Annotated in this window: 9 protein-coding genes and 7 pseudogenes; 10 read left to right on the top strand and 6 right to left on the bottom strand. The window is 66.8% G+C overall.

From position 1 onward, the window contains the following. The 3 genes and pseudogenes from ACFYWI_RS37990 to ACFYWI_RS37980 form a co-directional block, all read left to right on the top strand. Window positions 1-100, top strand: a pseudogene (locus ACFYWI_RS37990) (transposase); the annotation flags it as partial. Window positions 101-176: 76 nt separating this feature from the next. After that, window positions 177-569, top strand: a complete 393-nt coding sequence (locus tag ACFYWI_RS37985; RefSeq protein ID WP_389240678.1) for a transposase — start codon at window positions 177-179, stop codon at window positions 567-569. A 256-nt stretch (window positions 570-825) separates the two neighbouring features. Further along, window positions 826-1,269 (top strand): hypothetical protein, encoded by a 444-nt coding sequence (locus ACFYWI_RS37980; protein WP_389240676.1) that lies wholly within the window; start codon window positions 826-828, stop codon window positions 1,267-1,269. A 132-nt stretch (window positions 1,270-1,401) separates the two neighbouring features. On the opposite strand, the pseudogene ACFYWI_RS37975 reads toward ACFYWI_RS37980, so the two are convergent. Further along, window positions 1,402-1,523: pseudogene (locus ACFYWI_RS37975) on the bottom strand (transcriptional regulator); the annotation flags it as partial. A gap of 129 nt (window positions 1,524-1,652) precedes the next feature. On the opposite strand from ACFYWI_RS37975, the pseudogene ACFYWI_RS37970 reads away from it, so the two are divergent. Further along, window positions 1,653-1,902 (top strand): annotated as a pseudogene (locus tag ACFYWI_RS37970) (hypothetical protein); the annotation flags it as partial. Window positions 1,903-1,939: 37 nt separating this feature from the next. On the opposite strand, the pseudogene ACFYWI_RS37965 reads toward ACFYWI_RS37970, so the two are convergent. Both ACFYWI_RS37965 and ACFYWI_RS37960 read right to left on the bottom strand, forming a co-directional pair. Beyond that, a pseudogene (locus tag ACFYWI_RS37965) lies at window positions 1,940-2,174 on the bottom strand (transposase); the annotation flags it as partial. Window positions 2,175-2,197: 23 nt separating this feature from the next. Continuing rightward, window positions 2,198-2,650 carry an Lrp/AsnC family transcriptional regulator gene (locus ACFYWI_RS37960; protein WP_389240674.1) on the bottom strand — a complete coding sequence of 151 codons (453 nt, stop codon included), beginning with the start codon at window positions 2,648-2,650 and terminating at the stop codon, window positions 2,198-2,200. 147 nt (window positions 2,651-2,797) lie between these two features. Here ACFYWI_RS37960 and ACFYWI_RS37955 point away from each other — a divergent pair, with 147 nt between their 5' ends. After that, window positions 2,798-3,826: a DMT family transporter gene (locus ACFYWI_RS37955; RefSeq protein ID WP_389240672.1), complete on the top strand. Its 1,029-nt coding sequence runs from the start codon at window positions 2,798-2,800 to the stop codon at window positions 3,824-3,826. A gap of 28 nt (window positions 3,827-3,854) precedes the next feature. Here the strand turns inward: ACFYWI_RS37955 and ACFYWI_RS37950 are convergent. Then, window positions 3,855-4,198 (bottom strand): annotated as a pseudogene (locus ACFYWI_RS37950) (integrase core domain-containing protein); the annotation flags it as partial. Window positions 4,199-4,539: 341 nt separating this feature from the next. Continuing rightward, window positions 4,540-5,622, bottom strand: a complete 1,083-nt coding sequence (locus tag ACFYWI_RS37945; RefSeq protein ID WP_389240670.1) for a YihY/virulence factor BrkB family protein — start codon at window positions 5,620-5,622, stop codon at window positions 4,540-4,542. 154 nt (window positions 5,623-5,776) lie between these two features. On the opposite strand from ACFYWI_RS37945, the gene ACFYWI_RS37940 reads away from it, so the two are divergent. After that, window positions 5,777-6,613 (top strand): DUF2382 domain-containing protein, encoded by an 837-nt coding sequence (locus ACFYWI_RS37940; RefSeq protein WP_389240668.1) that lies wholly within the window; start codon window positions 5,777-5,779, stop codon window positions 6,611-6,613. A 448-nt stretch (window positions 6,614-7,061) separates the two neighbouring features. Beyond that, the gene (locus ACFYWI_RS37935) at window positions 7,062-7,340 is read left to right on the top strand and encodes an STAS domain-containing protein (RefSeq protein WP_389240666.1); all 279 of its coding nucleotides are present in this window, start codon (window positions 7,062-7,064) and stop codon (window positions 7,338-7,340) included. A gap of 892 nt (window positions 7,341-8,232) precedes the next feature. Here the strand turns inward: ACFYWI_RS37935 and ACFYWI_RS37930 are convergent. Then, window positions 8,233-8,973 carry a hemolysin III family protein gene (locus tag ACFYWI_RS37930; protein ID WP_389240664.1) on the bottom strand — a complete coding sequence of 247 codons (741 nt, stop codon included), beginning with the start codon at window positions 8,971-8,973 and terminating at the stop codon, window positions 8,233-8,235. A gap of 296 nt (window positions 8,974-9,269) precedes the next feature. Here ACFYWI_RS37930 and ACFYWI_RS37925 point away from each other — a divergent pair. The 3 genes and pseudogenes from ACFYWI_RS37925 to ACFYWI_RS37915 all read left to right on the top strand — a co-directional run. Continuing rightward, window positions 9,270-9,413: pseudogene (locus tag ACFYWI_RS37925) on the top strand (transposase); the annotation flags it as partial. A 330-nt stretch (window positions 9,414-9,743) separates the two neighbouring features. Beyond that, window positions 9,744-10,472: an SDR family oxidoreductase gene (locus ACFYWI_RS37920; protein WP_389240662.1), complete on the top strand. Its 729-nt coding sequence runs from the start codon at window positions 9,744-9,746 to the stop codon at window positions 10,470-10,472. Between the two features lie 272 nt (window positions 10,473-10,744). Further along, window positions 10,745-10,966 (top strand): annotated as a pseudogene (locus tag ACFYWI_RS37915) (transposase); the annotation flags it as partial. Window positions 10,967-11,058 lie beyond the last annotated feature (92 nt).

Below are 11,058 nucleotides of genomic sequence, written 5' to 3'. Positions count from 1 at the left end.
CGTCTACAACCTGCACGTGCACTTGGTTTTTGTCACGAAGTACCGACGTGAGGCCATGACCGACGCCATGCTCACGCGCTGCGAGGAGATCATGCACGCATGCGAGGCGAGCCGCTGTGGAGGCCGGGTCGGTTCCACCTCGAGCTCCGGCCGCAGCCGCGCCGCGCGACCTCTCGGTGCCCGGCATCGCAGAGATCACTGGAGCCCGGGTGCTCGCCGAGCTCGAGGACGATCCCACCCACTACGCCTCCGCGAAGGCCCGCAAGAACTACGCCGGCACCAGTCCCGTTACCCGGGCCTCGGGTAAGAGCTACACCGTCCAGGCCCGCTACGTCCGCAACAACCGTTTCGCCGACGCCCTCCAACGCCAGGCGTTCTGCGCTCTCAACGCCTCTCCGGGCGCTCGCCGCTACTGCGACGGGCAACGCGCCCGCGAGATCGGCTACAACCCCGCCCTCCGTCAGGTCGGCAACCGCCTCGTCGGCATCCTCCACGGGTGCCTCAAGACCCGCACCCGCTACGACGAAGCGACTGCCTGGTCACACCACGCCTGCATCCCTACCACTTGACCATAAACGACATGGGGTGTCTGACAGCCCGAATCGCCAATTCCGCAGCAGAGTCCTGAAGGGCGGCGCACTGCGCAAGACCAGAGGTAGACGTGGTTTCCCTGATGCGCTCATGCCGCCTAACTTGTCGCCTGCTCTTGACCGTGGCTGCCCCTGACCCGGAACATGACCGCCCCCTGCCAAGCGTGGCCCCGGCCTGGCCCCGGATGACTTGTTCCTGACACCAACGGGGCCCCGGTGCCGCTACCTTCGGGGAATGCAGTCACAGCAGCCTGACCCCGGCCCCTTTCCCCCGCCCCCGCCCGGAGCGCCCGCCGCATCGCTTCGTGGGCGCACCGGCCCACTGGTCGTGGCGCTGGGGATCGGGCTGCTGATGGGCGGCGGGGTGATGGGTGCTGCCTGGGCACTCTTCGGCGGCTCCGGGTCAGGATCAGCGTCCGACGCGCAGGGAGCGTGCAATGCCCTCGCCGGCTTTGACGAGTCGAAGTTCACGAGCAAAGGCAAGGAGGGCGAGACGGCGCTCTACCGCTGGGCAGCGGTGAACGATCTCGCCACGGCTGCGGCCGCGGGGGACTCGGCGTACAAGCCGCTCGCGGACGCCGTCAACCGGGCGCGGATCCGTCAGTCTGCGCTCTTCGAGTTCAACGCCGACGTCAAGAAGGACCTCGCCAAGGCCCGCAGCATCTGCGACGACCTTTGATGAGCGCAAGCCGTAGCCAGCCGTGGCCGCGGGACCTGAACTTCCGGGCCGACGTCAGTTGAGGACCTGGACCTCGCGGACGTCGAACGTGGCCTCGCGTACCTCGGTGACCGCCCGGCGGCGAGGCGTTTGGCCCTCTTCGGAGGGCGATCCGGGTTCGGCGGAGTAGATGGTGAGGGTGAGGCCCGGTGCGGCGGCCATCTCCAGGCCTTCGAAGGCGAGGGTGAATCTCCGACGGCCGAATGGCGGACCCGAGATCGGCGGCCAACCGCTTGATCTGCGGCCTCGGCTCAGTAGTGTGGTACATCCGCACCGCACGCTCGCGCAACTCCAGCGGGTATTTCCTGGGGAACCATGGTCATCGGTCCTCTCATGAGCCCCATCTGACTTGCTGTCATCTTCCTCCGCATCTCGGGGGAACCTCAGAGGGGGTGGTCGACGACATCAGCCACGAGGGCCTTCGGTCCTGCTCCGTGAGGAGAGCGTGTCGTTTCAACGCAGAAAGGCCTGGAAGACCTCCGGCGATCCGGACTACGAGGGCAAGAAGAGCACCTCTACGCGATCGCCGACGGCGAGGTCATACCTGAGTGCGGTGAGCCCGAAGTCTTCTTCTGCATCGACGAGTTCGTGCCCTGAGTCGGAGGTTCGATTCAAATATGGGGCGAGGTTCGAGGATCTCGTCCACGGTCTTCGTCCAGACGAAGGGCTTCGGGTCCTCGTTCCAGGTACGGATGTCCTTCTCCGGCGTCTGGATGTTCTTGTGGACGCCTCGCCGTATCTGCTTGTCGGTCAGCAGGGCGAACCACCGCTCGACCTGGTTGAGCCAGGAGCTGCTGGTGGGGGTGAAGTGCACGTGGAAGCGTGGCGGCCAGCCACCGCTGGATAGCGGGAGTCTTGTGGGTGGAAGCGGCGGGGTCCGCCGCCGGTGTCACGCCGGACCGATGACCTTCTTGCGCATGTGCCCGTAGACCACCGACGTCCGTACGTCGGCGAGTTCCGGGCGCTTCGTCAGTTTGTCCAGGACCACTGCGTGCAGATGGTCGGTGTCCCGGACGGCGACGTGCACGAGGAAGTCGTCGTTCCCGGTGAGGACGAAGATCGAGATGACCTCGGGCATACTCTCCAGGAAGGTCTGGAAGGCCTCGATCACCGCACGTGTCGGCGGGCGGACCCGTACGGCGATCACCGCCTGCAGCCCGCGGCCGATCGCCGCGAGGTCTGCCTCCGCGTGAAATCCCGTCAGGATGCCGCTCCTGCGCAGCGACCGGATTCGCTCCAGACACGTGGACGGGGCTATACAGAGTTCCTGGGCCATGTCCCGGTTGGTACGCCGACCGTCCTCCTGCAGCATCCGCACCAACGCCGAATCTAGTTCGTCCATGCTTGCCTCACTCCGCCGGATTCCGAAGGTAATTCGGACTCTTCGCATCACCTTCGATGATCTTGTTAGCCTCCAGCCTAGTTGACTGACATTCGTTCGGTCACGGTGTGGTCGGCGGTAGCGGGTAGGGGAGAGGGGCGACTTGATATGCGTGAGCGAGGACCCACGGTGTGGGCGGTGTGTGCGGTCATGGCGGCCGCGCTGTTCTGGAGCAGTTCGTACGCGGTAACCAAGCAGGTGCTGGAGGATGTCGGTCCGCTCAGTATCGGCGCCATCAGGTTCACCCTCGCGGCGTTACTCCTGGGCGGGATGGTCCGGCTGAGCAGGCACCGCCCGGCCCGGCTGGACCCGCGGCAGCGGCGGCAGCTCTACCTGAGCGGGTTCCTAGGCATCACCGTGTACTTCATGCTGGAGAACGTCGGCGTCGACCTGTCCACGGCATCCGACGCGTCGCTGATCGTGGCCACGTACCCGCTGATGACGATGCTGGTGGAACTGGTTGTCTTCCATACCCGGATGCCGCTGCTGAGGGTGACTGGCGTGCTGCTGGCCACCGTCGGCGCCTTCCTCGTCGTACGCAACGGGGCCGAGGTCGGCGGCAGTTCGCGCTGGCTGGGGGACATCCTGCTGCTGCTCGGCGGGCTGGCCTGGGCCGGCTACAACGTGCTCGGCAAGCGCGCGAGCGCCGACCAGGACGCCGCGAGCGTCACCTACTACCAGACCCTGGCGGGCGCGGCCGGCTTCCTGCTCGCGTCCCTGCTGGAGGCCGACGACTGGCGGATGCCGGGCGCGACCGCCTCATCGCTGCTGGTCTACCTGGCCGTGGCATGCTCGGTCGGCGGCTTCATGCTCTACAACTACGGCCTGCGCAGGATGGCGTCAAGCGTCGCGGTCAACATCCTCAACCTGGTCCCGGTCTTCGGCGTCATCGGCGCCGTCGTGATCAACGGGGAGTCGATCCGGCTCGCCCAGGTGACGGGCGGCGTGATCATCATCGTCGGGGTGGCGCTGGGCATGATCGAGCGGGGACAGGGAGCCACGGCGAAGCCTGACGCGGGGGGAAGCGAGCCTTCCGGGACTGCGACCGCTCGGACTGTGGCGGAGGCGAGGCCCGTGCCGGACGAGCCCGAAGCGGCTGTACCGACCGCGCATGGAGTGATCGACGGGGCTCGGTAGCCGCCTGGGGGGTGTCGTTTGGATCACCCTAGCTGTATTGACCTGGAGCGTTGTTCACGCGGCTGATCGGTGGCTGCCCTTCGAGTGCGGTGTGGCAGCGATGGTGGTTGTAGGTGTGCAGGAAGTCTGTAGGGCTTGGGTGCGCTCGGTGTTGCTGGTACAAGGCCGCAGGTAGGCCATTCGTCGAGCAGCATGCGGTTGAAGCGTTCGACTTTGCCGTTCGCCTGCGGCTGGTAGGGCCGGATGCGTTTGTGCGCGATTCCTGCTGCCGTGAGGGTGTCCCGCCAGAGGAGAGACTTTGTAGCAGGCACCGTTGTCGGTCAGCACGCGTTCGACGGTGATGCCGTGGCTAGTGAAGAAGGCATGGGCTCTGTGCCCACCGTCCTGGATCCGGCACCCAGATCACACGCCACTCGCTCAACCTGCGTCTCCCCTGACGCTTGAACACGCCCAATTATCAAGGAAGTGGCGTAGATGACGTCATACGGATCGGCCAGCCGGAGGTAGTTGACGGCGTCCGCACAGATCAGCCGGAGGTCGGGCTGCCGGCCGTAGCGGGCAAGGCCCGCTCGTGCCGCAGGCACACCAGCGGCCAGTTTCGTGGACCTCATCTGCAGGCCCGGACGTCACCGAGGAGGCGCATGATCACCTGTTTCCCCCTCATCTGTGCGACACCGCAGCGCGGCCGCCGTGCGGTTCCGGAGCTGCCCCCGTCAGCCCCTGCCCATCTCCTTGCGCTCCGCATCACTCCATTTGCGGGTGTCGCGGGGCTCGACGTAGGGCTCTTCGTCCTTGGGTAGGCCGCCGATGATCGCACGTTCGCGGGCCATCTCGGCGTCGAACTCCAGGCCGAGCAGGATCGCCAGGTTCGTGATCCACAGCCAGACCAGGAAGATGATCACTCCGGCAAGGGTGCCGTAGGTCTTGTTGTAGGAGGCGAAGTTTGCCACGTAGAACGCGAAGCCCGCGGAGGCGATCATCCAGATCATCAGGGCCAGGAAGCTGCCCGGTGTGACCCACTTGAAGCCGCGGCCCCGCGCATTGGGTGAGGCCCAGTACAGGATCGCGATCATGATGGTGACCAGCACGACCAGGACCGGCCACTTGGCGATCGACCACACCGTCAACGCCGTCTCCCCGATTCCCAGGGCGGTGCCGAGCCGCTGGGCGAGAGGGCCGGTGAGCACAACGATCAGCGCGCTGACGCACGCCAGGATCATCAGCACCAGTGTCAGGACCAGCCGTAGCGGGGTGATCTTCCAGACCGGGCGTCCCTCGGGGATGTCGTAGACGGCATTGGAGGTGCGGATGAACGCGGCCACATAGCCGGACGCCGACCACAGAGCCATCAGCAGACCGACGATCGCCAGAAGGGAGCCCGTGCCGCCGGATGACTGCAGCTGTGTCACTGCATTGGTGATGATGTCGCGGGCCGCGCCGGGGGTGAGCTTCGTGAGGTTGTCCAGGACGCTCTTCGTGGCGGACTGGCCCGCGATGCCCAGCAGGGAGACCAGCACCAGCAGGGCTGGGAACAGTGCCAGGATCCCGTAGTAGGTCAGCGCAGCCGCCCGGTCGGCCAGCTCATCCTCCTTGAACTCCGCCGACGTCCGCTTGAGTACCGAGCCCCACGCCTTCTTGGGCATGTCGGTGGGCTCGTCCGGGGCATCGCGCTCCACCTGCGGATCCGGCCCTGGCCGGCCACCCTCCGGCTCCCGATCCACCCCATGACCGGCACCTCGGCGCCGGTCATCCTGCTGGTGCTGCTCATCCCGCTTACGCTGCCAGATCGGTGCCATGCCGTACGGGTAACCGCAAACCCTGCGCCGTGAACTTCCGGCCGCCCTGGGCTTCGCGACTGCTGTAGCGGATTATGTGCCATTTGGGATGTTTTCTTCCCCGCCTGTGGGTTACGCGCACCGGTGACCGCTGAAGGGAAGCAGGAGGGCCAACATGATCACCCAGGAGCAGATCCCCACGGTACTGGACCATCCGGTCCAGGACATCGACGGGAACAAGATCGGCGACGCCAAGCATGTCTTCCTCGACGATGTCACCGGCCAGCCGGAATGGGTCAGCGTCAAGACCGGCCTGTTCGGCACCAGTGAGTCCTTCGTCCCTACCCACGAGGCCACCCTGGTCGAGGACCACCTCGAGGTCCCCTACGCCAAGGACACGGTCAAGGACGCCCCCAACGTCGATGTCGACGCCGGCGGACACCTCTCCGAGGAAGAAGAGCACCGCCTGTACGAGCACTACGGCATTGACTGGGACGAAGCCTGGCAGCAGGCCAACCAAGCCGGCCAGGGCGCATGGGCCCAGCCCGGCCAGGGCGGATGGGCCCACCCCGACACCGGCATGGGCGGCCAACCCCCCGACACCGCCGCCTTCGCCGACACCGAAGCGGCCGGCACGGCGCTCGACTACGACGACACCACCGCGTCGGGCATCGCCCGCAGCGGCAAAGAGCACGCCGAGACCACCGCCGCGCAGAGCGACTACGACGACTCCACCGCGTCGGGCATCGCCCGCAGCGGCAAAGAGCGCCCCGACACCGTCTCTGCCGATTCCGACAGCTCCGGCGACGATGAGGCAACAACACGCCCGGAGGAGCAGATGCGCGCTGGCACCGAACGCCGCGAAACAGGGCGGCCACGGCTGCGCAAGTACGTGGTCACCGAACAGCAGACCGTCCCCGTGCGGCGTGAAGAAGTCCGGATGGAACGCGAGCCGACCACCGACGCCAACGTGGACCAAGCCAAGTCCGGACCGGACAACCCGGAGGCCTAGCCCGAGGTCACCCCGCCCGAAGGAAAGCCCGCGTTCGGACCGGGACCGTACCGGTCGAACGAGTCCGTCTACCCCGAAGAAGTCACGGAGGCGACCCCACACTCGGGGCTTCGGGGAACGACCGCGCCCGGCGGTGCTGATTCGGGTTCGGGCTGTGTGGCGGCCGCCCCCAGACGCCGCTCCGTGAGTGTGGGAGCCCTGCCGCGTCGCCAGCCGCGCCATGCCCCACGTCCGCGCCGATGCCCTGCCTTCGACGAGCGAGTAGGCGCCAGGCGCGGCGTGCTTCACCTGTTTTCATCCCAGGTGCCCCGTCATTTGGGGCGCGAGGAATGGGTCTTTGCGGCGGAGTTTCCTCTATGTCTGTCGCGACCTGTGCTTGCGGCTATTGTCAGTGGTGAGGGCTAGGTTGCCGCCCCGCGGCCTGCTCCTTTGACATACTTCTGACCGGGTGGTCGAGGCCGAAGGGGAACTCGATCTCGATTCCTTGCCGCCTCTGGAACAGGCGCTGCAGGACGCGGCCCGGACTCACGGCGTCGTGGTCCTGGACCTTGCCCACGTTACTTTCGGCGACTCCAGATTCCTCGACGTCCTTCTGCGAATCCACCGGCTGACCGAACTGCGGATCGTGTCCGCCCCGCCCCTGCTGCAGCGGATGTTCGCGATCACAGGAGCCGATCAGGTCCTGAGTCTCTACACCGGCCGTGACGACATGCCGGACGCCACCTGAAGCGCTTCCCCCGTTCGGGGGTTCGTGCTTGAGGAACCTCGCGGTCACCACCTGCAGTGCGAGGACGACTGGGACGACACGCCACTGCTGCCCCCACCCGTCCAGCAGCGCTGTCGGACCTGCTAGGGCCAGCAGGTCCAACGACACCAGGGGGACTACCGGTGTGGCGGTGGGATCTCCTGGAGTTCCGGGCAGGGAAGGACGGTTGCGGCGTCCATGTGCGTGCAGAGCCTGGGCCAGCCGGTCAGCGCGACCCCGGTGGACTTGCTCAGCGCACGGAAGAACCGTCGGTCAAGGTCGGACTGATGGGTCGTGGTCCAGGTGGCTCAGCTCGCTTACGGACAGATCCAGGGCTGCGGCGTAATGGCGGAAGCGGGTGATCCACCTGAACCAGCGATAGCACCACACGTGTTGCGCTCTGCTGTTGCCCCTAGGCGACCCTATGCGGATCCGATCCAATCCGCTCGGGTGTCTACGTCTGCCGCAGAACTCGGCCCGCCACGCCACGACCGTCGTGACCAGCAGCCAGCCCGGGCCGGTCAGAGCGACAACGGTCCATTGGGGCACCGGGCGGGGCGTAGAAGCGCTCCTGGCCATTTCGACGAGGGGCAGGGGCAGATCAGGGTGTAGATCGTCGGCTGGAACGGAGGTGCCTTGCCGTCACCGACGGTGATGGGCGGCCACAGGGCGAAGAGGGCTGTGCCGGCGGTCAGCAGAGCCCGCAGCACACCACCCGGGGTACGAAGGAGCGCGACCCCCGAGCCGGGACAATGCTTGCTTTGGTGACCGCGCTGCTGCGCATCGCCGGGCAGACCCCGGCCCCGACGGGCGCGTCGGCAGGCCGTCGCGGAATGGGAGGGCCGGTGCGGCGCGCTCCAGAGGGTCCTCGTGCTCAGTGGGCGGCGAGGGAGACGGCGATGTAGTGCGCGGTGAAGGCTGCCACGGTCAGGGCGTGGAAGATCTCGTGGAAGCCGAACCAGCGGGGTGCGGGGTCGGGGCGCTGGAGGGCGTAGACCACGGCGCCTGTGCTGTAGAGGAGACCGCCGGTCACGATCAGTGTGAGTACGGCTGCTCCGCCGGCGTGCAGGAAGTCGGGCAGGTAGCGCACTGGCGCCCAGCCCAGAGCGAGGTAGCACGGGGTGTAGAGCCAGCGGGGAGCTCCGACCCACAGGACGCGGAAGGCGATGCCGGCCAGCGCGCCCGCCCATACGATCCACAGCAGGACAGATCGCTGGTCAGGGGGGAGGAGGAGCACGGCCAGGGGAGTGCAGGTGCCGGCGATTATCAGGAAGATGTTGGCGTGGTCGAGGCGCCGCAGAACGGCCTCGCCGACCGGCCCCCAGGTGCCGCGGTGATAGACGGCGCTCGTCCCGAACAGCAGCCAGGCGGTCATGGCGTACACGGTGCAGGCCAGGGTCGCCTGCGGAGTTCGGGCCAGGCAGATGAGGACGACACCTGCGATCAACGAGGCAGGGAGCATGCCCGCGTGGAGCCAGCCACGCAGCTTCGGTTTGATCGGCTCGACCAGGCTGGCCGCCCGCTCGACCAGGGCGTCAACCGGGTGAGTATCCTCCCCTGCATGGTCGGGGTGCGGTCCGCGGGGGAGGGCGTTTGCAGCGCGTCCTCCCTTCACCGGGGCAGGTGAAACGCTTTCTTGGCCGGTGTCGTCGCGGGACACAGTTACCGTCCTGTCTGGGCATCACTGGCAACCATGTGGTCATGCTAGGGGCCTGCGCGTACAGCTTCCCGGAGTTCGCCCTCGCGTCGCCAGGCCGACATCACCGGACGTGGGCTGTTCGGCCACCAGGTGAGAGTCGACCCGGGCAACCTGCAACCAACTGACCCTACAGAAGCCGTGTAAGAACTCCTCACGAAATGATCTTCGAGGTGGCTGGATCATTCCGGGAACTGTTGATCCGGGGGTGTGGGGTGGCTCGGCCGAAGCCGTGGCATGTCGAGGACGAGTTGTGGACGGTGATCGAACCGCTTCTGCCGCAAGTGGAGCGCCGCACTCGCTATCCCGGGCGCAAGTGGCACCCGGACCGATTGGTGTTCCAGGGCATCCTGTTCGTGCCGCGGGTCCCGGTACGGCCGACGCCGATCTCCGTGCGGCGCTGCAGCTGGCCGTCGCTGGTCTTGATGAGCAAGGTCCCGACGCTTCGGGCGCGTACGGTGCGGCGGATCTGGGCGAGTGGGTTCATCGCTCTCCGTTCAAAGTCGGCGCCGCCGCCCGGGCTAGTACTGCAACCACATCTGGGGTGTGTGGCCTCGGCGTTGGTAGTGGCGGCGGGCTCGGGCCTGGCTGGTACGTCGGTAGCGTGACCAGTGCAGGCGGTACTCGTTGCTGGGGCAATGGGGGTTCATATGCCATATTGCGGGCATACTCCCGACGAAAGGCATGTCATGAAGTTCGCAGTCATCGGCGGTACCGGGCTGATCGGGTCGCAGGTCGTCAAGAATCTGAACGCCGCCGGCCACGAGGCGGTGCCGCACGCGCAATCCACGGGAATCGACGTCATCAGCGGCCAGGGACTGGACGAGGCGGTGGCGAGGGCCGACGTCATCGTCAACCTGACGAACTCCCCGACCTTCGACGAAGCCTCCCCGGCCTTCTTCCAGGCCTCAATGGACAACCTTCTGGCCGCGGGCCAGAAGGGCGGCGTCGGTCACTTCGTCATCCTCTCGATCGTCGGCGTGGACCAGGTGCCGGAGCTGGACTACTACCGGGCCAAGATGCTCCAGGAGGACATCCTCACGGCCGGACCGATCCCCTACTCGATCGTCCGCGCAACACAGTTCATGGAGTTCATGGAGGCCGTCCTGTCCTGGACCGCCGACGGCGACACCGTCCGGTTGCCCGCCACGCCGATCCAGCCGATCGCCTCCAAAGACGTGGCCGACGTGGTGGCGGAGGTCGCTGCGGGCGCCCCGCTGGCTGGCATTCGCAACATCGCCGGCCCCGAGATCTTCTCCCTGGACGAGCTGGGCCGGATCACCCTGTCCCGAAAGGGCGACAACCGTACCGTCGTTACCGACCCCACCGCCGGCATGTTCGCCGTCGTCAAGGGTGACGTCCTCACCGACAAGGACGCTCACCTCGCCCCCACCCGCTACGCCGACTGGCTCTCCTGACTCGCTCGAACCCTCTCAGGCGCGCAGACCGCAGAGAGCCAAGCCCTGGCCCATCGTGGGTGATGACAAGAACTCGGCACGGCGGCCAGGGGCGGTCCATGCCGCTTAATCCAACAACCGCATCTACCGTGAAGGGTGCTGGATTCGCTCGTTGTTGTGACTGTGTGATGAATCGTTGACCGTTGAGCAGGTCGAGTCGTGGGCCGGATAGCCGGGTTCTATGCCCGGTTCGCCCGCCGTCTTGGCAGGTCGGAGCCCCGTGGACCACCTGGTGGACGCTGTCGGAGCAGGTCGGGCAGTTGCGTCCCGACGGCGTCCAGCGCCTGCTCAACCACTCCGACTGGGACGAGAACGCGGTCCGCGATGACGTGCGGGACTTCGTCGTGGAGACCATCGGCGCCAAGCCCGCCGTGCTGATCGGCGACCACACCGCCTTCCTGAAGAAGGGCACCAAGTCCGCTGGCGTCCGGCGGCAGTACACCGGCACAGTCGGGGCCCGTATTTCAATAACTGTAGCGACGGGGTTCCGCCGGGGTTGTTCGGGCGTGTAGCTGTTCCAATGTGCGGGCGGGCGATCCGGGTATCG

This window comes from Streptomyces sp. NPDC002889 (assembly GCF_042888425.1).
Taxonomy (GTDB): domain Bacteria; phylum Actinomycetota; class Actinomycetes; order Streptomycetales; family Streptomycetaceae; genus Streptomyces.
The sequence above is the reverse complement of the archived record's forward strand: the minus strand, read 5'-3'. Positions and strand labels throughout refer to the sequence as shown.